Origin of the sequence: Burkholderia sp. BCC1999 (assembly GCF_905339975.1) — a bacterium.
Taxonomy (GTDB): domain Bacteria; phylum Pseudomonadota; class Gammaproteobacteria; order Burkholderiales; family Burkholderiaceae; genus Burkholderia.
Window position 1 is genome coordinate 143151 of the sequence record NZ_CAJPHP010000003.1, and the last position, 22608, is coordinate 165758.

General features: G+C 66.5%; 23 protein-coding genes. 11 read left to right on the forward strand and 12 right to left on the reverse strand.

Annotated elements, in window-relative coordinates:
• The first annotated feature begins 19 nt into the window (after nucleotides 1–19).
• Complete coding sequence (locus U5809_RS05300; protein ID WP_322085794.1) at nucleotides 20–454, forward strand: DUF3574 domain-containing protein; 435 nt, start codon at nucleotides 20–22, stop codon at nucleotides 452–454.
• Nucleotides 455–539: 85 nt separating this feature from the next.
• Here U5809_RS05300 and U5809_RS05305 read toward each other — a convergent pair whose 3' ends face one another.
• On the reverse strand, nucleotides 540–3062 hold the full coding sequence (locus tag U5809_RS05305) for a penicillin-binding protein 1A (RefSeq protein ID WP_322085795.1): 2523 nt from the start codon (nucleotides 3060–3062) through the stop codon (nucleotides 540–542).
• A 443-nt stretch (nucleotides 3063–3505) separates the two neighbouring features.
• On the opposite strand from U5809_RS05305, the gene U5809_RS05310 reads away from it, so the two are divergent.
• The 4 genes from U5809_RS05310 to U5809_RS05325 all read left to right on the forward strand — a co-directional run bounded on the left by U5809_RS05310 (nucleotide 3506) and on the right by U5809_RS05325 (nucleotide 6865).
• On the forward strand, nucleotides 3506–4186 hold the full coding sequence (locus U5809_RS05310; protein WP_059233905.1) for a PspA/IM30 family protein: 681 nt from the start codon (nucleotides 3506–3508) through the stop codon (nucleotides 4184–4186).
• 80 nt (nucleotides 4187–4266) lie between these two features.
• Nucleotides 4267–5430, forward strand: coding sequence for a tetratricopeptide repeat protein (locus U5809_RS05315; protein WP_322085796.1), 1164 nt, complete (start codon nucleotides 4267–4269; stop codon nucleotides 5428–5430).
• Between the two features lie 223 nt (nucleotides 5431–5653).
• Nucleotides 5654–6085 (forward strand): large conductance mechanosensitive channel protein MscL, encoded by a 432-nt coding sequence (mscL, locus tag U5809_RS05320; RefSeq protein WP_176047291.1) that lies wholly within the window; start codon nucleotides 5654–5656, stop codon nucleotides 6083–6085.
• Nucleotides 6086–6418: 333 nt separating this feature from the next.
• On the forward strand, nucleotides 6419–6865 hold the full coding sequence (locus tag U5809_RS05325; RefSeq protein WP_027784713.1) for a hypothetical protein: 447 nt from the start codon (nucleotides 6419–6421) through the stop codon (nucleotides 6863–6865).
• A 66-nt stretch (nucleotides 6866–6931) separates the two neighbouring features.
• Here the strand turns inward: U5809_RS05325 and U5809_RS05330 are convergent, their stop codons facing one another.
• The gene (locus tag U5809_RS05330) at nucleotides 6932–7825 is read right to left on the reverse strand and encodes an NAD(P)-dependent oxidoreductase (RefSeq protein WP_322085797.1); all 894 of its coding nucleotides are present in this window, start codon (nucleotides 7823–7825) and stop codon (nucleotides 6932–6934) included.
• Nucleotides 7826–7960: 135 nt separating this feature from the next.
• On the opposite strand from U5809_RS05330, the gene U5809_RS05335 reads away from it, so the two are divergent.
• Nucleotides 7961–8170 (forward strand): dodecin, encoded by a 210-nt coding sequence (locus U5809_RS05335; RefSeq protein ID WP_006493215.1) that lies wholly within the window; start codon nucleotides 7961–7963, stop codon nucleotides 8168–8170.
• A 220-nt stretch (nucleotides 8171–8390) separates the two neighbouring features.
• Nucleotides 8391–9320, forward strand: a complete 930-nt coding sequence (locus U5809_RS05340; RefSeq protein ID WP_006490213.1) for a LysR substrate-binding domain-containing protein — start codon at nucleotides 8391–8393, stop codon at nucleotides 9318–9320.
• Nucleotides 9321–9417: 97 nt separating this feature from the next.
• Here the strand turns inward: U5809_RS05340 and U5809_RS05345 are convergent, their stop codons facing one another.
• Nucleotides 9418–10830, reverse strand: coding sequence for an 8-oxoguanine deaminase (locus U5809_RS05345; protein WP_059233901.1), 1413 nt, complete (start codon nucleotides 10828–10830; stop codon nucleotides 9418–9420).
• A 509-nt stretch (nucleotides 10831–11339) separates the two neighbouring features.
• Here U5809_RS05345 and uraH point away from each other — a divergent pair.
• On the forward strand, nucleotides 11340–11693 hold the full coding sequence (gene uraH / locus U5809_RS05350) for a hydroxyisourate hydrolase (RefSeq protein ID WP_011352401.1): 354 nt from the start codon (nucleotides 11340–11342) through the stop codon (nucleotides 11691–11693).
• A 52-nt stretch (nucleotides 11694–11745) separates the two neighbouring features.
• Nucleotides 11746–12939, forward strand: a complete 1194-nt coding sequence (locus tag U5809_RS05355) for a urate hydroxylase PuuD (RefSeq protein ID WP_176047293.1) — start codon at nucleotides 11746–11748, stop codon at nucleotides 12937–12939.
• Between the two features lie 100 nt (nucleotides 12940–13039).
• Here U5809_RS05355 and U5809_RS05360 read toward each other — a convergent pair whose 3' ends face one another.
• Both U5809_RS05360 and U5809_RS05365 read right to left on the reverse strand, forming a co-directional pair.
• Nucleotides 13040–13450 carry an ACT domain-containing protein gene (locus tag U5809_RS05360; protein WP_322085798.1) on the reverse strand — a complete coding sequence of 137 codons (411 nt, stop codon included), beginning with the start codon at nucleotides 13448–13450 and terminating at the stop codon, nucleotides 13040–13042.
• Between the two features lie 72 nt (nucleotides 13451–13522).
• A complete protein-coding gene (locus U5809_RS05365) occupies nucleotides 13523–14443 on the reverse strand; it encodes a LysR substrate-binding domain-containing protein (RefSeq protein WP_322085799.1) in 921 nt (306 codons plus the stop codon).
• A 133-nt stretch (nucleotides 14444–14576) separates the two neighbouring features.
• Here U5809_RS05365 and U5809_RS05370 point away from each other — a divergent pair, with 133 nt between their 5' ends.
• The gene (locus U5809_RS05370) at nucleotides 14577–15392 is read left to right on the forward strand and encodes an aminotransferase class IV family protein (RefSeq protein ID WP_322085800.1); all 816 of its coding nucleotides are present in this window, start codon (nucleotides 14577–14579) and stop codon (nucleotides 15390–15392) included.
• Nucleotides 15393–15404: 12 nt separating this feature from the next.
• Here U5809_RS05370 and U5809_RS05375 read toward each other — a convergent pair whose 3' ends face one another.
• Nucleotides 15405–15809: a RidA family protein gene (locus U5809_RS05375; protein ID WP_322085801.1), complete on the reverse strand. Its 405-nt coding sequence runs from the start codon at nucleotides 15807–15809 to the stop codon at nucleotides 15405–15407.
• A gap of 152 nt (nucleotides 15810–15961) precedes the next feature.
• Here U5809_RS05375 and U5809_RS05380 point away from each other — a divergent pair, with 152 nt between their 5' ends.
• The gene (locus U5809_RS05380) at nucleotides 15962–16927 is read left to right on the forward strand and encodes a LysR substrate-binding domain-containing protein (protein ID WP_322085802.1); all 966 of its coding nucleotides are present in this window, start codon (nucleotides 15962–15964) and stop codon (nucleotides 16925–16927) included.
• Nucleotides 16928–17008: 81 nt separating this feature from the next.
• Here U5809_RS05380 and U5809_RS05385 read toward each other — a convergent pair whose 3' ends face one another.
• The 6 genes from U5809_RS05385 to U5809_RS05410 all read right to left on the reverse strand — a co-directional run bounded on the left by U5809_RS05385 (nucleotide 17009) and on the right by U5809_RS05410 (nucleotide 22501).
• Nucleotides 17009–17521, reverse strand: a complete 513-nt coding sequence (locus tag U5809_RS05385; RefSeq protein ID WP_282505352.1) for an ureidoglycolate lyase — start codon at nucleotides 17519–17521, stop codon at nucleotides 17009–17011.
• On the reverse strand, nucleotides 17518–18531 hold the full coding sequence (alc, locus tag U5809_RS05390; protein WP_322085803.1) for an allantoicase: 1014 nt from the start codon (nucleotides 18529–18531) through the stop codon (nucleotides 17518–17520). Before alc ends, U5809_RS05385 begins: the two co-directional genes overlap by 4 nt.
• 62 nt (nucleotides 18532–18593) lie before the next feature.
• Complete coding sequence (gene uraD, locus U5809_RS05395; protein WP_059233892.1) at nucleotides 18594–19115, reverse strand: 2-oxo-4-hydroxy-4-carboxy-5-ureidoimidazoline decarboxylase; 522 nt, start codon at nucleotides 19113–19115, stop codon at nucleotides 18594–18596.
• Nucleotides 19112–20065 carry an allantoinase PuuE gene (gene puuE, locus U5809_RS05400; RefSeq protein WP_322085804.1) on the reverse strand — a complete coding sequence of 318 codons (954 nt, stop codon included), beginning with the start codon at nucleotides 20063–20065 and terminating at the stop codon, nucleotides 19112–19114. The genes uraD and puuE overlap by 4 nt, the downstream gene beginning before the upstream one ends.
• 149 nt (nucleotides 20066–20214) lie before the next feature.
• Nucleotides 20215–21006, reverse strand: coding sequence for an aspartate/glutamate racemase family protein (locus tag U5809_RS05405; RefSeq protein ID WP_322085805.1), 792 nt, complete (start codon nucleotides 21004–21006; stop codon nucleotides 20215–20217).
• 10 nt (nucleotides 21007–21016) lie between these two features.
• Entirely contained in the window at nucleotides 21017–22501 is a 1485-nt protein-coding gene (locus tag U5809_RS05410) for an NCS1 family nucleobase:cation symporter-1 (protein WP_322085806.1), read from the reverse strand.
• Nucleotides 22502–22608: the final 107 nt, after the last annotated feature.

The window sequence follows — 22608 nt, forward strand, 5'->3', positions numbered from 1 at the left end:
ATCGTCACGAAATGGGCAGATGCGGCCGCTGGCCGCATGCGCGATGGCGCTCGCGCTGCTCGCCGGTTGCGCGACGGCGCCCTCGCCTGTCGTCAACGCGCAACCGTCGTCCTGCACGCAACCGGGCGAAAGCCGCATGCTGCAGGCCGACCTCCTGTTCGGGCGCGACATCACCGGGCGCGGCCCCGTCACCGATGCAGAACGCGCGGCGTTTCTCGCCGACACCGTCACGCCGCGCTTCCCCGACGGCCTCACCTACTGGGACACGCATGGCCAGTGGCGCGACCGCGCAACCGGTGCGATCACGCGTGAAGACAGTTTCGTGATCCGTATCATCGCCGACGATACGCCCGACACGCACACGCGGCTCACCGCGATCCGGCAAACATACATGCAGCGCTTCCACCAGCAATCGGTCGGCATGACGGTCGCGCCGGCCTGCGCGTCGTTCTGATTCCCCCTCTCCTGCTGCCGGCGATTCACACAAAAAAACGGGCGCCCTGAGGCGCCCGTCGCTTGTCTGAAGAACAGCGTACCGCTTACTTGTTCTCGAACATGTCCATGATCTGCTGCTTCTCCTGCGGCGTGACGGGCGGCGGCGCGAGCCCTGCCGCGCCAGCCGAACCCAGCGCGTCGTTCGCGCTGATCGCGTTCTCGGCCGGGTTGATGTCGACGTTCGCGACGAAGCCGTTGCCCGGCGTGCGATCGGCGTAGTACAGCTCGCCGTCGATCGAGGTCAGCCCATCCGGCATCGGCATCTGCTGCTCGGGCACGCCGTTCAGCGCGGTGCGCATGTAGTTCACCCAGATCGGCAACGCGAGCTGCGCGCCGAATTCGCGGCTGCCGAGGCTCTTCGGCTGGTCGAAGCCCATCCATGCGACCGCGACGAGCGACTGCTGGTAGCCGGCGAACCAGCCGTCCTTCGCATCGTTCGTCGTACCCGTCTTGCCCTGCAGGTCGCTGCGGCCCAGTGCGTTGGTACCCGCGCCCGTGCCGGCCGTCGCGACCGAATGCAGCAGGCTGTTCATCACGTACGCGTTACGGCCTTCGATCGTGCGCGGCGCCGTGCCGCCCGCGATCACCGGCTGCGACTTCTGCAGCGGCTGGCCGCGTGCGTCGTCGACTTCGGCGATCAGGTACGGATCAACCTTGTAGCCGCCGTTCGCGAACACCGCGTAGCCGGTCGCGAGCTGCAGCGGCGTCACGAGGCCCGCGCCGAGCGCCATCGGCAGGTACGGGGGCGTCTTCGCCGGATCGAAGCCGAAGCGCTGCGTCACGTACTGCTGCGCATACTGCGTGCCGATCGATGCGAGGATCCGGATCGACACGAGGTTCTTCGAGCGCTGCAGGCCGGTGCGCATCGTCATCGGGCCGTCCGGCTGGTCGTCGTCCTTCGGCTCCCACGCGGTGCCGCCCGGCACGCTCGGCGGGAAGTACAGCGGCGCGTCGTTGATCATCGTCGCCGGCCCCATGCCCTTGTCGAGCGACGCCGAGTAGATGAACGGCTTGAACGACGAGCCCGGCTGCCGCCACGCCTGCGTCACGTGGTTGAACTTGCTCTTGTTGAAGTCGAAGCCGCCGACGAGCGAGCGGATCGCGCCGTCCTGCGGGGCAATCGCGACGAGCGCGCCTTCGACCTGCGGCAGCTGCACGACCTGCCAGCCCGTCTTGCCGTCCTTCAGCACGCGCACGACCGAGCCCGGCTTGATGCGCAGCGTGTCGTTCGCGCGCGGGCTCAATGCGGCCGACACGAAGCGCAGCCCGGCCGGCCCGATCGTCGTGGTCGCGCCGCCGACGAACTGCACCTCGACCGCATTCGGTGACGCCGACAGCACGACCGCCGACTGCAGGTCGCCGTTGTCCGGGTGATCGGCGAGCGCGTCGTCGATCGCCTCGTCGCGGTCGTCGCCGGCCGCGGGCAGCTGGATCGACGCTTCCGGCCCACGATAGCCGTGGCGGCGCTCGTAGTCGAGAATGCCGCGACGCACGGCCTGGTACGCGGCTTCCTGGTCGGACGAGTTGATCGTCGTCGTGACGGTCAGCCCGCGCGTATAGGTTTCGTCCTTGTACTGCTGGTACATCATCTGCCGCACCATCTCGGCGACGTATTCGCCGTGCACCGCGTACTGGTTGCCCGGCGTGCGCACGTGGATCTCTTCCTTGATCGCTTCGTCGTACTGTGGCTGCGTGATGTAGCCGACCTCGAGCATGCGCTTCAGGATGTATTCCTGACGCACCTTCGCGCGCTTCGGATTGACGACCGGGTTGTACGCGGACGGCGCCTTCGGCAGCCCCGCGAGCATCGCCGCTTCGGCAAGCGTGATGTCCTTCAGGTCCTTGCCGAAATACACGCGTGCGGCGGCTGCAAAACCGTATGAACGCTGGCCGAGATAGATCTGGTTCATGTACAGCTCGAGGATCTGGTCCTTCGTCAGGGCCTTCTCGATCTTGTACGCGAGCAGCATTTCGTAGATCTTGCGCGTGTAGGTCTTCTCGCTCGACAGGAAGAAGTTGCGCGCGACCTGCATCGTGATCGTGCTCGCGCCCTGCCGCGCGCCGCCGTGCATCAGGTCGGCCACGCCCGCCCGCAGGATGCCGACGAAGTCGACGCCGCCGTGTTCGTAGAAGCGGTAGTCCTCGATCGCGAGCACGGCCTTCTTCATCACGTCGGGAATGTCCTGGAAGCGCACGAGGCTGCGGCGCTCCTCGCCGAACTCGCCGATCAGCACGTGATCGGCCGTGAACACGCGCAACGGCACCTTCGGCTGGTAGTTGGTCAGCGCATCGAGCGACGGCAGTTGCGGCGCCATCACGACCAGCGCGTAGCCGACGATCAGCGCGCCGACGATCGCCAGCGTCACGAACAGTCCGGCGAACCACAGCGCGACGCGCGAGCCGAACGAGCGACGGCGTCCGCCGCCGCCCCCGCTGCGCTGCTGCGCGCGGCGATCATCGTCGCGATCGTCGTCATCGGGGTAATAGGCCCCGGACGGCGAACGGCGCAGCGTGTAGTGGGGTTCGTTCCTGTCGGAAGAAGAAGGCGGTCGTTTGATAATTGGCATGTCGGAATGGCGGGCGTACGTGGCGCCCTCGGACGCATGCGGAAATGCAAGCGGATGAATCAGGGTGGGTGCATCGAGATGCGGCTGTCACGTCGACAGACCCCGCCGCGCGGCGATCCGTTCCCGCGACGTGACAGCGCATTTTAATGAAATCGACCGGGTGCCTTCGCGATTTTTTGTAAAAATTCCCGCAATGCCGTGATTTGCGGAACGTATTGTCCGCATCCTCGGCCTATGATGGACACGCAATATCGCGTGTTACCGATTTTTTCTTTCAGTTGCGAAAGGTTCGGTATCCGGATACTCGGGCCGCTTGAACTCGCGCGTTTAAGCCGTATTTAAGTGAACCGGTGGTGTAATATCCGCCGGCTCATGCGGGTCGGAACCGGCCTGCAGCGGGCACTGCCGCGAATGCGCGGCGCCTTTCAATCACGGAGGATTTCATGTCGCTTTTCGACTCTGTTTCGCGCACGATCAAAGGCCTGCTGAACGATGCGGCCGATTCGGTACAGGATCCGTCGCGCGACGCACGGCAGATCGTGCGGGAGCTCGACGACAGCATCGGCCGTGCCGAGAATTCGCTGATCGAGATCGAGGCACAGGTCGCGACCCAGCGCAGCAAGCGCGATGCGGCCGACGACAAGGTGAAGAAGTACGAGGACGGCGCGAAGCGCGCGCTGCAGTCCGGTGACGAAGCACTCGCCCGCGAGGCCCTCGCCGCGCAGTCGAACGCCGAAGCGGAGCGCGATGCGCTCGCGGCCGAGCTGACGACGCTCGAGCCGTCGGTCGACAAGCTGAAGGGGCAGATCGCCGACATGCGTCAGCGCCGCAACGACCTGAATGCGCGCTCGAACATCCTGCAGGCCAAGCAGGAAATCGCGCAGGCGAAGGACGTCGCGGCCAGCGCGCTGGGCGGCATCGGCGGCAAGAACCTGTCCGAGGATTTCCAGAAGCTCGAAGACAAGGTCGCGCTGCAGAACGCCCGCTCGGACGCCCGCCTGAATTCCGCCGACACGTCGAGCGGCAAGGCGCTCGACGACAAGCTCGCCGCACTGAACAAGGGCCCGTCGGTCGAGGATCGCCTCGCCGCGCTGAAGAAGCAGCTCGATACGCCCGCGCAGTAACGGAAAACGCGCTGCGCCCCGGCCCGGGTGCGCAGCGCGAACCGATCGTCAGGAGACGGGCGCCTGCGCCCGGTTCGACCATGAAGAAATCTCTCGCCGCACTCGGCCTCTCGCTGATGTTGCTGTCGTCCGCCGCGTTTGCGGTACCGTCGCTGCAGCAGGTCGAGCAGTCGATCGCGCAACGCAACTGGCAGCAAGCCGACACGCAGCTGTCGCAAGTCATCGATGCCCATCCGAACAACGCGCACGCGCGCTATTTGTATGCGCAGGTGCTGGACCGCGAAGGCCGCGCGTCCGACGCGCTCGCGCAACTGCAGCAGGCGAAAACGCTCGATCCGCAACTGAAGTTCACCGACGCGTCGCGCTTCGCGCAGACCGAATCGCGCATTCGCGCCGACGCCGCGCGCGTGAGCGGCAACGTGCCGTCAGCCACGCAGGCCGGCACGCTGCAGCCGGGGCTCGCCCCCGCCGTCGCGCCGGCCGAAAAACACGGCCCGTCGACCGGCATGTGGATCGGCCTCGGGCTGATCGTCGCGATCATTGCGCTGGTACTGCGCTGGACGCTACGGCGCGCGCGCACGGCCGACGACGGCCGCGCCGACGACGAACGCCGCACGCAGCTCAAGCGCGCGACCGACGTGCTGAACGACATCCGTCCGCTGAAACTCGACGCGAAGCTGTCGACGGCGCCCGGCGCCGCGGCGCTCATCGGTGAAATCGAAGCGATCGAGACCGACGCGCGCACGCTCGTCGAGGCGCTGTCGAACGGCAAGAATCCGGTGCCGCCGTATCGCGTCGACGAACTCGAACAACGCCATGCGAGCGTGAAGGCGCGCGTCGAAGGCCGCCCCGATCCGGCCGCGCAACCTGCGGCACCGGCGAACGGCAGCGGCTCCGTGTACGCACAGGAAGCCGATCGCATGACGGGCGCGCAGGGCCAGCCCTACCCGCCACAACCCTATCCGCAACAGCAGCCACCCGTCGTGATCCAGCAAGGCGGCGGCGGTTTCGGCGGCGGGATGGGCGGGCTGCTGACCGGCGTGCTGCTCGGCGAGGCGATGTCGGGCGGACGCGAGCGCGTGGTCGAACGCGACGTGATCGTCGACGGCGAGCACCGCCGGCAGGAAACCGACCCGGGCTTCGACCTCGGCCGCGGCGACGCGTCGAACTGGAGCGACGGCAGTGGCGGCGGCGGCATGGACCTCGGCAGCAGCGACGACGGCTGGACCGACGACAATTCCTGACCCTGCGCCGCGCGTCGACACGCGCTGCCACGCACGCCACGCTCCCCTGCCTTGCCGGCCGCGCCGACGCGCGAATTTGTCAATCATTTCAAGATGGACTACCGGCAATGGGGAGCGTTCGCTATCATGCGGCCATCGGCGTGCCACCGACCCTCATTCGACGCAATGCAATTCAGCGCGTCGCGGCACGCCTCCTCTCGCCCCAACCAGGAGAAAGCCGCTCATGAGCATCATCAAGGAATTCAAGGAGTTCGCCGTCAAGGGCAACGTGATGGATCTCGCCGTCGGCGTGATCATCGGCGGCGCGTTCTCGAAGATCGTCGATTCGATCGTGAAAGATCTCATCATGCCGGTGATTGGCGTGCTGACCGGCGGTCTGGATTTCTCGAACAAGTTCGTTCTGCTCGGCACCATCCCCCCGACGTTCAAGGGTAATCCCGATTCGTTCAAGGATCTGCAGGCCGCGGGCGTCGCCGCATTCGGTTACGGCTCGTTCATCACCGTGGCGATCAATTTCGTCATCCTCGCGTTCATCATTTTCATGATGGTGAAATTCATCAACAAGCTGCGCAAGCCGGAAGAAGCCGCGCCGGCCGCGACGCCGGAAGACACCGTGCTGCTGCGCGAGATCCGCGATTCGCTCAAGCAGCGCTGATCGCCGCGCGCTCCGCTCGCCAGGCCCGCCTCGTGCGGGCCTTTTTATTGCGCGCGCGCTGCACCGCTGCAAGCGGCCTATCTCACTTTTTTGTGACGGGCGAATGCACGCGCGGGGAAAGCAGGTCTATGATGGAGACTAAACGACAGTACGGGCGCCAAGACGCTGGCTGTGTCGATCATGGCGAGCAGGTCGACGGGAGACATTGATCGTCGTACTGCACGAATGCAGCATTTTCGTGTGCTATAAAGGATCGACATGCGGCGTACATAGCCGGGAGTGGGTCGCATGAAAGTGCCGCATTTCTTGCAATTGTTTTTGAGGCGAGTGTTTATGTCCTTCCCGAAAAAACGTCGGCGTGCGCAGCAGGATGGCCAGGAGTCGTTCCTCGCGGTTCTGCGCCACTCGAAACCGTTTGCCCAACTCGACACCAAGATTGCCCGTGCCCGTGCGCAGGACGAACCCGTCCTCTATGCGCATGTGCTGCCCGGTCTCGACGTGCTCCTGTGCAGCGTGCGCGGTGCCCAACCGCCCTATCCGGCGATCGCCGAGCTGCGCAAGCGCTGCATCGAATCGATCGCCAACGCGCTCGAGCAGCCGCTCGACGGCCTCGAGAACGGCGGCTACTGGTACGAGGCGAACGGCTTCGGTTTCCTCGTATTTGCGAGCCGTGCGCGTGCGCGCATCCTGCCCGAGTTTGGTGCAGGCACGAAAGCGAGCCTGCGCGGCGGGCTTGGCCGCCAGAACGCCGGCGACACGACACCACGTTCGCTCGGCTGATTCGCCAGTCATTCGATGGGCCGCCTCCGGGCGGCCCATCTGCCATTCACGCGCCCCGCTGGCCCGTCACGACGCCTGCTGACGGCCGTTGCCCGGCCTCACGATGTCGATGAATGCGGCGAAATCGGCGCCGGCGAGCCCTTGCGCGGCGCCGAGCCGCAGCACCTGCTGGACAGTGGCCGATACGGGCATCACCGCGCCCGTGTCGCGCGCGGCGTCGGCAATCGCATCCACATCCTTCTGGAACGTGGCGAGCGCACCGATCGGCACGTGACCGCCCGACGTCATGCGCGGCACGAACGTCTGGAGCAGCACCGAATCGGCCCAGCCGCCGGCCAGTGCCTCGGCCAGACGCGCGGCATCGATGCCGCTCGCCTGCGCGAGACCGACGGCCTCGGCGATCGCCGTGACCGTCGCGGTGACGATCGCCTGGTTGCACAGCTTCGCCGTCTGGCCCGCCCCGGCGTCGCCCATGTGCGTGATGCGCGACGCGTACGTGTCGATCAGCGGCCGCACCGCGTCGAGATCGGCCGTGCGGCCGCCCGCCATCACCGCGAGCGTGCCGGCCTGCGCGCCCGGCACGCCGCCGGACACCGGCGCATCGACCCAGCCGACGCCGAGTGCAGCCGCACGCGCCGCGTAGTCGCGCGTCGCCGCGGGCGGAATGCTCGAATGATCGACGATGCGCAGCAGGCGGCGCGCAGCGGCGTCGCCGGAGAGCAGCCCTTGCTCGCCGAACACGACGTCGCCCACCGCACGGCCGTCGAGTACACACACGAATACCGTATCGACACGTTCGGCCAGTTCGCGCGGCGTGCCGACCACCTGCGCGCCGTCCTTGACCAGCGCCTCGGCCTTGTCACGCGAGCGATTCCACACGCTGACGCGATGCCCCGCCGCCAGCAAATGCCGAATCATCGGCGCGCCCATCAATCCCGGTCCGCAAAATCCGACTTCCACGATGTTCCTCGTCTCCGATATGGGTTGCACTTGCCGCCCATCATACCTATCACTCAAGAAGCCGGGCACGCACGGCACCGCTTCGGGACCGCGGCTTGCACCGGCAATACAGACCGATATCCCAGGGAGCGCATCATGAGCGACCACGTGTACAAGATGATCGAGCTGACCGGTTCGTCGCGGCAATCGAGCGACGACGCGATCCGCAACGCGATCTCGAAAGCCGGCAAGACGCTGCACAACCTGCACTGGTTCCAGGTAACCGAAACACGCGGCCACATCGAAGGCGACCAGGTCGTGCACTGGCAGGTCACGCTGAAAGTCGGCATGCGCATCGACGACTGACGCGCCCCCGCACCCCACGCCGCGCCGCGATCCGGATCCGCGCAATACGGATCCGTGCGGCGCCGTGCGCGTCGCTTTCCACCCCGTTCAGGCCCCTTGTCACGGCCCGGCCGGTGGGTGTCTGCGGGTATCCATCTCTTGACGCTGGACCCGCTTCATATTAAAAACGATATACCCCCCTTGCCCCTCGATCAGCCCAGCCATATAAACCGGAGATATCATGAGTCAGCAACGCGAGGCGATCGACACGTACCTCTTGCGCGTCTTGCACACCTTGTTGATGGAGCGCAGCGTTACGCGCGCGGCCGTCAAACTGAACCAGTCGCAACCGGCGATCAGCGCCGCGCTGCGACGCCTGCGCGACATCACCGGCGATCCGCTGCTGGTGCGCGGCAAATCCGGCATGGTGCCGACCGAATACGGGCTGCGCCTGCTCGAGCCCGTGCAGAATGCACTGCGTGAAATCGAGCGCATCAAGTTCCAGCAGCACAATTTCGACCCGGCCACGTCGATCCGCTGCTACCGGATCGGCTGCCCCGATTACCTGAACGTGCTGTTCGTGCCGACCGTCGTCGAACGCTTCCGCCAGGCCGCGCCGAACGCGACGCTCGAGTTTCATTCGCTCGGCCCCGCGTTCGACTACGAGCTCGCGCTGGAAGACGGCAAGCTCGACATCGTCGTCGGCAACTGGCCCGAACCGCCCGAGCAACTGCACCTGTCGAACCTGTTCGTCGACGAAATCGTCTGCCTGATGAGCAACACGCACCCGTTCGCGAAGCGCGGCGGGCTCACGCTCGACCAGTACCTGAACGCGCCGCATCTCGCGCCGACGCCGTACTCGGTCGGCCAGCGCGGCGCGATCGACGTGCATCTCGCTCGCGAACGCCTCAAGCGCCACGTGGTCGTCACGCTGCCGTACTTCAATCTCGCACCGTACGTGCTCGTGAAGTCCGACCTGATTTTCACGACGACGCGCCTGTTCGCCGATCACTACGCGAAGTTCCTGCCGCTGTCGGTCGTGCCGGCGCCGCTCGACTTCCCGCCGATGCAGTACTACCAGCTGTGGCACGAACGCTGCCACTACTCGGACGAAGTGCGCTGGCTGCGCAGCCTCGTCGCCGAAGCCACCCGCACGCTGATCGAGCCGTAACGGCATGCGCCGTCGCATCGCGTCGTGACGCGTCACGGCGCGACGGCGGCCGGCGGCATGCCCGGCAAGGCGGCCGCCGTACCGCTTCAGTGACGCTTCAGCGCGATGCCTCGACGAGCGCGTGCGCAAGCGCGTTGTGACGCTCGATGACGGGCGGCAGATCGAGCGTCGCCAGCCGCCCTTCCCGCACCACAACCTTCCCGTTCACCACCGTGTACGCCGTCTGCGACGGCGCGCAGAACACGAGCGCCGCCACCGGATCGTGCAACGCGCCCGCGAACAGCGGCTGGCGCAGGTCGAACGCCGCGAAGTCCGCGGCCATGCCGGGCTTCAGCGCACCGATGTCGTCGCGGTTCAGCACCTTCGCACCGCCAAGCGTCGCGATCTCGAGCGCTTCGCGCGCGGTCATCGCATCGGGCCCGAAGCCGACCCGCTGCAGCAGCAGCGCCTGCCGTACTTCCGCGACCATCTGCGCGCCGTCGTTCGACGCGGAGCCGTCGACGCCGAGGCCGACCGGCACGCCCGCGAGACGCATCTTCTTCACCGGCGCGATACCCGACGCGAGCCGCATGTTCGAGCACGGACAGTGCGCGACGCCCGTGCCGGTGCGCGCGAACAGGCCGATGCCCGCATCGTCGAGCTGCACGCAGTGCGCATGCCACACGTCGTGGCCGACCCAGCCGAGATCTTCCGCATATTCGGCTGGCGTCATCCCGAACTTCTCGCGGCTGTACGCGATGTCGTTGACGTTCTCCGCGAGGTGCGTGTGCAACGACACGCCGTATTCGCGCGCGAGCACGGCCGCGTCGCGCATCAGGTCACGGCTCACCGAGAACGGCGAGCACGGCGCGACCACCACGCGCAGCATCGCGTAACGGCCTTCGTCGTGATAGGTCTCGATCAGGCGCTGCGTGTCGCGCAGGATGTCGGGTTCGCGCTCGACGACCGAATCGGGCGGCAGCCCGCCGTCGCGCTGGCCGACGCTCATCGAGCCGCGGCTCGCGTGAAAGCGCATGCCGATCCGCTGCGCGGCGCCGATGCTGTCGTCGAGCCGGCTGCCGTTCGGATAGATGTACAGGTGGTCGCTCGACGTTGTGCAGCCCGACTGCAGCAGCTCGGCCATCGCGGTCAGTGTCGACACTTCAATCATCTCGGGCGTCAGGTGCGCCCAGATCCGGTACAGGTTCGTGAGCCAGCCGAACAGCTCGGCGTTCTGCGCCGCGGGCACCGCGCGCGTGAGGCTCTGGTACATGTGATGGTGCGTGTTCACGAGCCCCGGGATCACGAGGTGGCCGCGCAGGTCGAGCACTTCGTCGGCCGTGTCGGGCAGCTCCGCGGTCGGGCCGACCGCGACGATTCGGTTGTCTTCGATGTAGAGCCCGGCATCGCGCAGCTCGCGGCGCGTGTCGTCCATGGTCACGAGCACGTCGGCGTGCTTGACCAGCAAGGTTTTCGGGCGGGATGAAGAGGTGTTCGGCGCGCGTGCGCCAGCGTGCTGCTCGAGGTTCATGCGTTCTCCGCGTCGGTCTGCCCCCAGGGGCTGTCCTGGAGGCGGTCACACAGCCGTTCGAACGCTGAATCGCGGCACGCCCCGGTGCCTGCGTCCGTTCGAACGCCCTGGCCCGGTTACCCGGCGTGCTCGCCGTCTTCGGGGTACGCGCCGGCCACCGGCCGACGCGCACGGCGGGAGGATCGCCCAAGCGCGCGCCGCACACAATGCGCGATCCGGAATACCGCGCTTCAGGGTTCCGATATGGTACGCCGCGCAGGCCCCCGCCGGGCACCTGAAAGCCCGCCGGAAGCCGCGTCCGGCGTGCCGTCGACAGCCGCTCATGCGCGGCGCATTATCTTTGATATCGCGCCCGTATTTGCGCGGGGAACCTTTTTACAATGCCTGCACGGCGCTCGCTTCAATCTCGCCGACGGGTATGTAGCCACGTGACGTGGAGCCTCGATCCGCCGCACAGTCAATGGATCGAGTCGCCGCCGAACCTCGCATTCACACAAGGACAATTGCGAATGGGAAAGCTCACTACCCACGTACTCGATACGGCGCACGGCCGTCCCGGCGCTGCAATCAAGGTGGACCTCTACGCGCTGGACGGCGAATCGCGCCGCGCGATCAAGACCGTGCTGACCAATAGCGACGGCCGCTGCGACGAACCCCTGCTCGAAGGCGCCGCGCTCGCCGCCGGCGAATACGAACTCGTGTTCCATGCCGGCGACTACTTCGCGTCGCTCGGCGTGAAGGTACCCGAACCCCGTTTCGTCGATCGCGTCGTGCTCCGCTTCGGCATCGCCGACACCGGCTCGCACTACCACGTGCCGCTGCTCGTGTCGCCGTGGTCGTACAGCACCTATCGCGGCAGCTGACATTCGAATCAGCGCCCACATCAAACAAACGATTTGAGTCTGGAGGAGTTTCATGGAAGGCTTCATCACCGACTGGCTGAACCTCGCGCTGCGATGGCTGCACGTCATCGTCGCCATTGCGTGGATCGGCGAGTCCTTCTATTTCGTCGCGCTCGACAACAGCCTGAAACCGCCGACCGACCCGAACCAGCGCAAGCGCGGTGTGTTCGGCGAGCTGTGGCACGTCCACGGCGGCGGTTTCTACAACATGCAGAAGTACACGGTCGCCCCGCCGGAAATGCCGGATGACCTGCACTGGTCGAAGTGGCCGTCGTACACGACCTGGCTGTCGGGCTTCTCGCTGTTCTTCGTGCTGTACCTGCTCGCGCCGAACACCTACCTGATCGACAAGAGCGTGCTCGACATGGGCCCGGTGGTCGCCGTCGCATCCGCACTCGGCTTCCTCGCGGCCGGCTGGATCGTCTACGACTCGCTGTGCCGCATCCTCGGCACCAACGATCGCGTGCTCGGCATCTGCGTCGGCCTCTACGTCGTCGTCGCAGCGTACCTCGCGTGCCACATTTTCTCGGGCCGTGCCGCCTACCTGATCGTCGGCGCGATGCTCGCGACGATCATGTCGGCGAACGTGTTCTTCGTGATCATCCCGGGCCAGCGCAAGATGGTCGACAAGATGCTCAAGGGCGAAGAACCGAACCCGATCTACGGCAAGCGCGGCAAGCAGCGCTCGGTGCACAACACGTACTTCACGCTGCCGGTCGTGTTCGCGATGCTGTCGAACCACTATGCGATGACGTACACGAACAAGTTCAACTGGGTCGTGCTCGTGCTGATCATGCTGGCCGGCGCGCTGATTCGCCAGTTCTTCGTGATGCGTCACCGCGGCAAGCAGCTGTGGTACCTGCCGATCGGCGGCGTCGCCCTGCTGTCGGGCGCGCTGGTGTGGACGATGCCGAAGCCGGTCGCACCGGAAGCGCAAGCCGCGAACGCACCGAAGATCGTGATCAACGACATCATGCCGATCCTGCAGCAGCGCTGCGTCGAGTGCCACTCGTCGAAGCCGACGCTGATGGGCAGCGCACCCGCGGGCGTGATGTTCGACACGCCGGACGAAGTGTCGAAGAACGCGCAGCGTATCTACGAACAGGCCGTGCGCCTGAAGGCGATGCCGATCGGCAACGTCACGCACATGACCGACGACGAGCGCACCAAGCTCGCCGCCTGGTTCGAGGGTGGCGCGAACAAGTAAGCCGCCGTGCGCCGGGTGAAAATGCCCGGCGCAATCCTCTCCGTTCGCGGGCCCGGTGACGGGCCCGTTTTTTTTGCGTGCACCGAATGCGCTTCGTGCGCTAGCCGCGTAGCGCGTCGCGCTGCAGTGCGACAAGCGCATCGACCGCGCGCGGGCCGTCGTCGAACGGTACGAAGATGTGATCGTGGTACGCGGCGGCCATCACGTTGCAGCTGATACCGGCCGCGCCGAGCGCCCGCGCGAATGCAGCCGTGAGGCCTACGGCCGCGAGGTCGGAATGCACGGTCAGCGTGATCCATGCCGAGCGGAACAACACCGGCCAGCCGCGACGTGCGGCCGTCTCCTCGTCGACCACGACCGTCAGCCCTTCCGCTTCGCGGAACGTCGCAATCACTTCGGATAACGATACGTCCACATCGGTCGGCAGCGACACGAAGGCGAACGCGCCCGGATGCATTTCGGGTTGCATCGTGCGCAGCAGGACCATGAGGTCGTTTTCAGGTTGGCTCATCGGTGGGGCGCGTCCGGAACCGGACGTCGTGCGGTAAAGATGCGGGCACGATAGCATGCGCCGGCGCCACCGCTACGCGTGCATCGTCGCGACTTCGTCCGCGAGCCAGTCACGCAATGCGACGATGCGCGGATCGTCCTGCGTGCGCTCCGGATACACGACGTGATACGCAAGGCCCGGCGCCACCTCGACGTTCACGTCGAACAGCTGCACGACGCGCCCTTCCGCGAGATCGCGCACGATCATGTGCGGCTCCGCAAGACCGACCGCCGTGCTGTCCGTCACGGCCTGCACGACGTGGCTCGAATCCGGAAACGACACGCACTGGCCGTCATCGAAACCGTCGACGCCGGCCGCGGTCATCCACGCCGACCAGCGCGGCCAGGTCACGCCGTCGACTTCGCAGTCGACGTGACAGAGCGTGTGGCGTAGCAGATCGCGCGGCTTGCGCAACGGCGGCCCGGCCGACAGCAAGGCCGGGCTGCAAATCGCGACGACCGACGTATCGAACAGGCGCCGAGCGCACGTGCCGCGATAGCGCCCGGTGCCGAAGCGGATCGCGACATCGACGTCGTCGTCGTCGAAATCGCGCAACCGGTCGCTGATGTCGAACGTCAGCTCGAACGCAGGGTGCGCGGCCCTGAAACGCGGCAGGCGCGGCAGCAGCCAGTGCGTCGCAAAACGCGCGCCGACCGACACGCGCAACTCCGTCTGCTCCCGCGCGACGCGCCGTGCCCGGGCAGTCGCGCGTAGCAGGCCCGCCAGCGCATCGGCGGCCGCGGCAGCCAGCACGACACCGGCCGGCGTCAGCCGGATGCTGCGGCTCGTGCGGACGAACAGCGCCATGCCGAGCTGCGCCTCGATCTCCTTGATCTGGTGACTGACGGCTGCCGGCGTTAGCCCCACCTCGTCGGCCGCCCGCGAAAAATTCAGGTGCCGCGCCGCCGCATCGAACGTCCTCAGCGCGCGCGTACCGGGCCACATGCGTTCCATCGATCTTCAAAAAGAATTTGATGACAGTTCCAAAACCACTCGTTTTTCATGACGCCATCAATCGGCAAACAATAGGCTTTCTTGAAGATGCCGCGCGCCGTCCCGTGCCCGCAGCCAACCTGGAGAGTCGCAGATGACCGCTGCACCGTTCCCGTCCGTCGCCCAGATCAACGGCGTAGCCGCCACGCCCGATGCGCTCGCCGCATTGGCATTCGCGGGCCACGCGCATTTCACCGCGATGCAGATACGCGAAGGCCGCGTCCGCGGGCTCGACCTGCACCTCACGCGATTGCGCGACGCGTCGAACGCGCTGTTCGGTCATGCACTGCCCGACGAACGGATATGCACGTTCCTGCGCGCCGCGCTCGATCGCGCACCGTCGGCACTGTCGCTGACCGCGACCATCCATGCGTCGACAGGTGAATTCGTCGCACCGCGCGACGACGAAGCGCTCGACGTGCTGGTGCGCACCGCCGCGCCGTCGCCGGGGCCGGTCGGCCCGCTCGATCTCGCGCTGTTCGAACACGAGCGCGTGCTGCCCGACATCAAGCACGTCGGCGAAGTCGCGAAGACGCACTTCCTGCGCCGTGCGGTCGCGCAGGGTTTCGACGATGCGGCATTCGTCGATCGTCAGGGGCGCATCAGCGAGGGCTCGATCTGGAACCTGGCGTTCTGGACCGGCGATTCGGTCGTGTGGCCGGTGGCCGGCATGCTCGGCGGCGTCACGATGGGCATCGTGCGCCGGCAACTGGCACACCTCGGCATCGCACACCACGACCGTGAAGTGACACCGGCCGATCTGCCGTCGATGGCCGGCGCCGTCGTGATGAATTCGTGGACGCCGGGAATTGCCGTGCGCCGGCTCGGCACGACGATGCTGCCCGACTCGTCATCGCTCGCCGTGCTGCTGCATCACGCTTATGAACAGGAGCCGTCCGTCGCGCCGTGACGCACGCCCTGCTCACCCGTCGACCGCCTCCGGCAGCCGCGCGATCGCCTTGATCTCGAACTGGAAGCCGTACAGCCAGGTCACGCCGACGGCGGTCAACGTCGGATGCGGTGCACCGCCCCAGTAGTCGGGGACGATCTCCCAGATCCGCTCGAACGTCGCTTCGGGATCGACGAGGAACACCGTCACGTCGACGACATCGTCGAACGTGCAGCCGGCCGCGCGCAGCACCGCATTCAAGTTCTCGAACGCGCGGCGGACCTGCGCGCCCAGTTCCGGCTCGGGCGAGCCGTCCTCGCGACTGCCGACCTGCCCGGACACGAACAGGAAGCCGTTCGAGCGCAGCGCCGGCGAATAACGGTTGCGCTCGTACAGTGCCTGCCGACCGGGCGGAAAAACCACGCTACGCTTTACCATTCAGCACCTCCTTCGGTTTGTGGGGCGAAACTGCCCCGGCATCAACGATGAAGGCACTTTAAGGACCGTTGCCCGACTGATAAACGGGCAACCCTGTCCAACACTGTTTGCACGTCCCAAACAATTTCCGAACGACGCGGAGCCCTGACCCGATGGATCGATTCGACGCAATGCAGGCGTTCGCCCGCGTGGTGGAAGCCGGCAGCTTCACGAAGGCCGCCGACACGCTGCACATGAGCCGCACCACCGTCACGCAACTGGTGCAGCAGCTCGAAGCGCGGCTGCGCGTGAAGCTGTTCAACCGCACGACGCGCAAGGTCATCGTCACGGCCGACGGCGCCGCGTACTACGACCGCGTGGTGCGGCTGCTGGCCGACATGGACGATGCCGAAACGAGCCTGTCGGTTGCATCCGCATCGCCCCGCGGGCGGCTGCGCGTGGACGTGCCGAGCCCGTTCGCGCGCCTGATCCTGATCCCCGCGCTGCCCGCGTTCCATGCGCGCTATCCGGACATCCAGCTCGACATGGGCGTGAGTGACCGCGTGGTGGACGTGATCGGCGAGAACGTCGACTGCGTCGTGCGCGGCGGTGAACCGACCGACCGCTCGCTGGTCGCGCGGCAGGTCGGCGACCTGCGGCTCGGCGTGTATGCGTCGCCGGCCTACCTCGCGCGCGCCGGCACGCCGGCGCATCCGGAGGAACTGGAGGACACCCATCACCGGATCGTCGGGTTCCTGTGGGCACGCACCGGCAAGGCGTTGCCGTTTGCGATGGCATGCGACGGCGAGCAGATCACCGTGCGCGGACGCTACGTGCTGGCGGTCGACGACGGCAATGCGTACCTCGAGGCCGGCCTCGCCGGGATGGGCATTCTGTGGCTGCCCGACTACATGGCCGACACGTATCGCTCCCGTGGCGAACTGGTGCCGCTGTTCGAGCGATGGCAACTCGAACCGATGCCGATGTACGTCGCGTTCCCGCCAAACCGGCACGTCAGCGCGAAGCTGCGCGTCTTCATCGACTGGGTCGCCGAGCTGATGGCGCAGCATGCGCCGCTCGCGATCCGGCGCCGCGGCGGCCACGGTTCGCGCAGCGCGCGCAACAACGCGGCGACCTGACGCGCGCGGCGCGGGCCGCGCATAAAAAAACCCGCGCATCGTGCGCGGGTTTCGACAGACGCCGGCTGAAACGCCGGTGACTCAGGCAGTCAGCGCGGCGAGCGCCTCGTCGGTGAGCCACAGCGATTCCTGCAGGTCCTGCTCGTTGAGGTTCAGGCCGTCTCCGCCGCGATCGACGACGATGAAGTCACTGACGCCGCCGAGCGCGATCAGCGGGTGGTGCCACACGCCCTTCGCGTAGTTGACGCCCTGCCAGCCGCTCGTCACGAATGCGCGGATCTTCGCCGGATCGAGATCGCCCGCGGGCGCCACGACGACGAGATACGGCTGGTCGTTCAGCGGCACGAATGCCTGGCTGCCGAGCGGGTGGCGCTCCAGCATCTTCACTTCGAACGGCAGCGTGCGCGGCTGGCCACGGAACAGGTTGACGAGCGTGCGGCCGTCTTCATCGGTCACGTCGACTTTCGCGAGATCGTGAAACCGGATCGTCGTGCCGAGGTTGATCGGGATCTGCTTCGCCCCGTCCGTTTCGACCACGTCGCCGAACGGCGCGAACGCTTCCTTGGTCAGCGGTTCGATAACAAGCGTCTTCATTTGTCGAGCGTCCCCCACAGACGCAGGCGCGACACGCCACCGTCCGGAATGATGTTCAGTCGCACGTGCGTGACAGGGCCGAGCGACGCGATGTCGTGTTCGAAATAGTGCTGCTTGTCCATCTGCAGCTTCTGCTCGCCGAGCAGCACCGGCCAGAACATCGACTGCGTGATCAGCGAGCTGTCCGTGCCGCCCGACACGTAAGCGGCCTGGATCGAGCAGCGGTCCGGGTAGTTGCCCTTGAAGAACGCGGTATCGACTTCGATCTTGCGGATCACGCCCGGCTGCGCGAGCGCGATGATCGCCCAGTCGTTGCCCGGTTCGCGGCGGCGGCGGGTTTCCCAGCCGTCGCCCATGTTCACGCCGCGGCCCGGCAGCAGCAGGTTCGATGCGACGCCGAAGTGCTGGTTGTTCGCGGCCACGACGTAACCGCCGTTTTCCATCGCCGCGAGGTCGAACTGCTCGGTCGCGCTCGCGCCGGCCCAGTCGAGCTGCGGCTGGCCATACACGCGCAGGCGTGCAATGCCGCCGTCCGGGTAGATGTTCACGCGCAGGTGCGTGAACGCATGCGCGTCGCTCGTTTCGACGTAGTGATGGCTGTTGCCCTGCAGCGTCGTCGACGGCACGATCTCGACCCATTCGGTCGCATGCGTCGGCGCACCGTCGGCCACGAACGCGGCCTCGATCGACGCGGCCGGCGGGAAGTTGCCGGTGAAGTGGCTCGTGTCGATGTCGAAGCCCTTGATCACGCCCGGGCGCGCGAGTTTGACGATGCACCAGTCATAGCCCGTCGTGCGCTTGCGGCGCGTTTCCCAGCCGTCCATCCACTTGCCGTGGTCGTCGTACTTGCCGGGAATGAACACGGCCGGCTCGGGGTTCAGCATCCGGTCCTTCGGCGCGAAGAAATCGTCGCTGGCCTCGAGCGCCTGCGCACCGAGACGCGGGTCGGCAAGATTCACGTAGCGCCGCGTGAAATCGGGTGCGTTGGGATCGAGAAGCGGAACAGCCATGATGTTTCCTTGTTTCAGTGATGCGATCAGGCCGCTGCGACGCAGCAGGCCGTATTGCGGTGTCAGGCGTCGATCAGGTCGTCGAGACGGAAGCGCGCGATGCGGTAGATCTGGTCGAGGCTCGCACGCAGTTCCTCGGTGCGCGAATGATTCACGCGCGACTCGAAGTTCGCGATGATGCCGTGACGGTCATAGCCGCGCACCGCGAGGATGAACGGGAAGCCGAACTTCTCGCGATACGTGCGGTTCAGCGTCAGCAGCTTGTCGAACTCTTCCTGCGTGCACTGGTCGAGGCCCGCGCCGCTCTGTTCGCGCGTCGACTCGGCCGTCAGCTCGCCGCGCACGGCGGCCTTGCCGGCCAGCTCCGGGTGAGCGTTGATCAGCGCGAGCTGGCGCACTTCGCCGCCGGCTTCCACCGCACCCGACATCGTCTTGTGCAACGCGTCGATGCTCGCGAACGGCCGCTCGCCCGCGGCGACCTCGGCCACCCACGGCGAATGTTCGAAGATCCCCGACAGTGCCGCGACAAATGCGCTCGGCGCCATCGTGTTCAGTTGTTCCAACGTGTAGCGCATCGCCTTCATGCTTTCCCTTCGTTTTGATGATTGGGCTGATACGGATGATGTTCACGCCAGTGACGCGCGATATCGACACGGCGCGTCACCCATACGCGATCGTGCTTCTCGATGTGGTCGAGGAAACGCTGCAGCCCGCGGAACCGGCCCGGCCGGCCGAGCAACCGGCAGTGCATGCCGATCGACAGCATCTTCGGCGCCTCGTCGCCCTCCGCGTACAGCACGTCGAATGCGTCGCGCAGGTAGTCGAAGAAGTGATCGCCGGTGTTGAAGCCCTGCGGCGTCGCGAAGCGCATGTCGTTCGTGTCGAGCGTGTACGGCACGATCAGCTGCGGCAACGTCTTGCCGCCCGACACTTCGACGTCCATCCAGAACGGCAGGTCGTCGCCGTAGTTGTCGGAGTCGTACAGGAAACCGCCGTGTTCGGCGACCAGGCGGTGCGTATTGGGACTGTCGCGGCCGGTGTACCAGCCGAGCGGGCGCTCGCCCGTCACGCGCTCGATCGCTTCCATCCCGAGGCGCATGTGCTCGGCTTCGAGTTCCGGCGCCATGCTCTGGTAGTGGATCCAGCGCCAGCCGTGGCACGCGATTTCATGGCCCAGCTCGACGAATGCGCGCGCGAGCTCCGGATGACGCTCGATCGCCATGCCGACGCCGAATACCGTCAGCGGCATCCCGCGCTTCTCGAATTCGCGCAGGATGCGCCACACGCCGGCCCGCGAACCGTATTCGTAGATCGACTCCATGCTCATGTGGCGGTCCGGATACGCGGCTGCGCCGACGATTTCGGACAGGAACTGTTCGGAGCCCGGATCGCCGTGCAGCACGCAGTTCTCGCCACCCTCCTCGTAGTTCAGCACGAATTGCACGGCGATGCGGGCGCGCCCCGGCCAGTTCGCCTGAACGGGATGGCGGCCGTAGCCGATCAGGTCGCGAGGATAGTTGGGATCGAGTGACATGGGTTCGAAATGCGGCGAAAGCGGGCTGAAATAATGGGTTCGCATCGACTGCGCGGTGCCGGGAGGCCGGCCGCGCAAGCCGATGCGATGACGGCCCAGTGTAGCGAAAACGTTCATACGCGCCCATACAGCGACGCAGATAGTGCGTGTCAGACGGTGTGTATGTGCGGTTGCGGCAAATTCGGGACCGGTTCCTCCGCATCCCCGTCCGGCGGGCTGAAGCGGGCGAACGCGCCGTCGTAGCGCTTCGGCAGCGGCCGGGCGAAATCGCCGCGTTTCGCGGTCGCGAGGCGCAACGCGACGAGCGCCTCGGCCCATTTGACAGCCGCCGTGACGCCCTCGACCACCGGCGCGCCGATCTGCTGCTCGATCTCGTGCGCGAATTCGGCCATCCCCGCGCAACCGAGCACGATCGCGTCGGCGCCGTCCTCGTCGAGCGCGCGCCGGCATTCGTCGACGATGATCCGGCGCGCGGCCGAGCCGGGCCGGTCGAGCTCGAGCACCGCGACGTCGGTCGCGCGCACGTTGCGGCAGAAGCGCTTCATCCCGTAGCGCTCCGCGAGATGCCACGCCATTCCGCAGGTGCGCGCGAGCGTCGTGACGACCGAGAAGCCCGGCGCGAGCACGCTCGCCGCATGCATCGCGGCCTCGGCGATGCCGATCACCGGCCCGCGCGCGAGCTCGCGCGCCGCGTACAGGCCCGGGTCGCCGAAGCACGCGATCACGTACGCGTCGCAGCCGTCGCGCTCGCCCTGCACGATCTCGGCGAGCAGCCCCGGCGTCGCGAGCGCCTCGTCGTAATACCCTTCGATCGACGGCGGCCCCATCGGCGGGCTCACCGCGACGATCTCCGTGCCGGCGGCCGCGACCTCGCGCGCGCAGCGACCCATCGCGTCGGTCATCCGCTGCGTCGTATTCGGATTGATCAGTCGGATCTTCATCGCACGCTCCTCACGCCTTCGTGCTCACGAGCAGCCGGTAGAACACGAAGCCGAGCCCCGCGCCGATGAACCACGAGAAGTTCGCGACGCCCTGCCAGCCTGGCATCATCACGCAGACGATCGCGATCACCGCGGCCGGCAACAGCGCGGCGACCGCACGGCGGTTCACGCCGCCCGTGTACCAGTACGTGCCGCTTTCCGACATCGTGTACAGGTCGTCGCGTACGAGCCGGCCGCGCTTGACGAGGTAGAAGTCGGCGATCAACACGCCGTACAGCGGGCCGATGAACGCGCCGAGCACGTCGAGCGTGTAGTGGATCACGGCCGGGTTGTTGAACAGGTTCCACGGCGTGATGAAAATCGACGCGACGGCGGCGAGCATGCCGCCCGCGCGCCAGCTGATCAGCTTCGGTGCGACGTTCGAGAAGTCGAACGCGGGCGACACGAAGTTCGCGACGATGTTGATGCCGATCGTCGCGATCGTGAACGTCAGCGCGCCGAGGATCACCGCGGTCGGGTGATCGATGCGGCCGACCGTCTCGACCGGGTCGGTGATGAGTTCGCCGAACACCGGCAGCGTTGCTGCCGTCGTGATCACCGTGACGAGCGAGAACGCGAGGAAGTTGACGGGCAGCCCCCAGAAATTGCCGCGCTTCACTTCGCCGAACGAGCGGCAGTAGCGAGAGAAGTCGCCGAAGTTCAGCATCGGCCCGGAGAAGTACGACACGACCAGCGACACGGCCGTGATCATCACCGGGATCACCTCCGCGCCGTGATACTTGACGCCGCCGAGGTTGATGCCGATGTTGCGCCAGCCCGCGCGCCACACCATGTAGCCGGCGAGGATGAACATCACGACGTAGACGGCCGGGCCCGCGAAGTCGATGAACTTCTTGATCGTCTCCATCCCGTTCCAGAACACGAACGCCTGCAGCACCCACAGCAGCATGAAGCCGGCCCAGCCGACCGCCGACAGCCCGAGGAAGCCGTAGCGATGGACGTCCGCGTACGGCAGCCATTGCGGGAAGAACTTCAGCACGACGATCACGAGCGCGCTCGATGCGAGATAGGTCTGGATGCCGTACCACGCGATCGCGATCAGCCCGCGGATCACGGCCGGCACGTTCGCGCCGAGCACGCCGAACGTCGCGCGGCATGCGACCGGATACGGCACGCCGATCTGCTGGCTCGGCCGTGCGATCAGGTTGCACAGCACGTTCACGAGGCCGATGCCGACGATCAGCGCGATCAGCACCTGCCAGCTCGTCAGACCGAGCGCGAACAGGCTGCCCGCGAACACGTAGCCGCCGACGCTGTGTACGTCCGACATCCAGAACGCGAAGATGTTGTACGAACCCCATGTCTGATTCTTCAGGGGTGCCAAATCTTCGTTATACAGACGTTCGCTGTACCCATTCGGCAGCGTCGGATCGCCGCCCTCGCCGCCTTCTTCCGCCGGATAGGCGCTCTCGTGCGCCACACTGAACTGAGCCATGACTTCTCCTTGACGCGGCCGGGCGGCCGCTCCACCGTCATCGATATCGCTCCGGATCGTCGCCCGGAGTCGGACCCGCCGCCCGCGGCAAGTACCGCGGGCCTGCA

What these genes read in the sequence shown, in the direction of transcription:
- mscL (WP_176047291.1), top strand. Translation starts at nt 5,654, where the DNA reads ATGAGCATCATCAAGGAATTCAAGGAGTTCGCCGTCAAGGGCAACGTG.
- U5809_RS05405 (WP_322085805.1), bottom strand. Translation starts at nt 21,006, where the DNA reads ATGAAGATCCGACTGATCAATCCGAATACGACGCAGCGGATGACCGAC.
- U5809_RS05345 (WP_059233901.1), bottom strand. Translation starts at nt 10,830, where the DNA reads ATGAACCTCGAGCAGCACGCTGGCGCACGCGCGCCGAACACCTCTTCA.
- U5809_RS05325 (WP_027784713.1), top strand. Translation starts at nt 6,419, where the DNA reads ATGTCCTTCCCGAAAAAACGTCGGCGTGCGCAGCAGGATGGCCAGGAG.
- alc (WP_322085803.1), bottom strand. Translation starts at nt 18,531, where the DNA reads ATGGCTGTTCCGCTTCTCGATCCCAACGCACCCGATTTCACGCGGCGC.
- U5809_RS05370 (WP_322085800.1), top strand. Translation starts at nt 14,577, where the DNA reads ATGACCGCTGCACCGTTCCCGTCCGTCGCCCAGATCAACGGCGTAGCC.
- U5809_RS05335 (WP_006493215.1), top strand. Translation starts at nt 7,961, where the DNA reads ATGAGCGACCACGTGTACAAGATGATCGAGCTGACCGGTTCGTCGCGG.
- U5809_RS05360 (WP_322085798.1), bottom strand. Translation starts at nt 13,450, where the DNA reads ATGAGCCAACCTGAAAACGACCTCATGGTCCTGCTGCGCACGATGCAA.
- U5809_RS05375 (WP_322085801.1), bottom strand. Translation starts at nt 15,809, where the DNA reads ATGGTAAAGCGTAGCGTGGTTTTTCCGCCCGGTCGGCAGGCACTGTAC.
- U5809_RS05365 (WP_322085799.1), bottom strand. Translation starts at nt 14,443, where the DNA reads ATGGAACGCATGTGGCCCGGTACGCGCGCGCTGAGGACGTTCGATGCG.
- U5809_RS05355 (WP_176047293.1), top strand. Translation starts at nt 11,746, where the DNA reads ATGGAAGGCTTCATCACCGACTGGCTGAACCTCGCGCTGCGATGGCTG.
- U5809_RS05410 (WP_322085806.1), bottom strand. Translation starts at nt 22,501, where the DNA reads ATGGCTCAGTTCAGTGTGGCGCACGAGAGCGCCTATCCGGCGGAAGAA.
- uraD (WP_059233892.1), bottom strand. Translation starts at nt 19,115, where the DNA reads ATGAAGGCGATGCGCTACACGTTGGAACAACTGAACACGATGGCGCCG.
- U5809_RS05340 (WP_006490213.1), top strand. Translation starts at nt 8,391, where the DNA reads ATGAGTCAGCAACGCGAGGCGATCGACACGTACCTCTTGCGCGTCTTG.
- U5809_RS05300 (WP_322085794.1), top strand. Translation starts at nt 20, where the DNA reads ATGCGGCCGCTGGCCGCATGCGCGATGGCGCTCGCGCTGCTCGCCGGT.
- puuE (WP_322085804.1), bottom strand. Translation starts at nt 20,065, where the DNA reads ATGTCACTCGATCCCAACTATCCTCGCGACCTGATCGGCTACGGCCGC.
- U5809_RS05380 (WP_322085802.1), top strand. Translation starts at nt 15,962, where the DNA reads ATGGATCGATTCGACGCAATGCAGGCGTTCGCCCGCGTGGTGGAAGCC.
- U5809_RS05305 (WP_322085795.1), bottom strand. Translation starts at nt 3,062, where the DNA reads ATGCCAATTATCAAACGACCGCCTTCTTCTTCCGACAGGAACGAACCC.
- uraH (WP_011352401.1), top strand. Translation starts at nt 11,340, where the DNA reads ATGGGAAAGCTCACTACCCACGTACTCGATACGGCGCACGGCCGTCCC.
- U5809_RS05315 (WP_322085796.1), top strand. Translation starts at nt 4,267, where the DNA reads ATGAAGAAATCTCTCGCCGCACTCGGCCTCTCGCTGATGTTGCTGTCG.
- U5809_RS05310 (WP_059233905.1), top strand. Translation starts at nt 3,506, where the DNA reads ATGTCGCTTTTCGACTCTGTTTCGCGCACGATCAAAGGCCTGCTGAAC.
- U5809_RS05385 (WP_282505352.1), bottom strand. Translation starts at nt 17,521, where the DNA reads ATGAAGACGCTTGTTATCGAACCGCTGACCAAGGAAGCGTTCGCGCCG.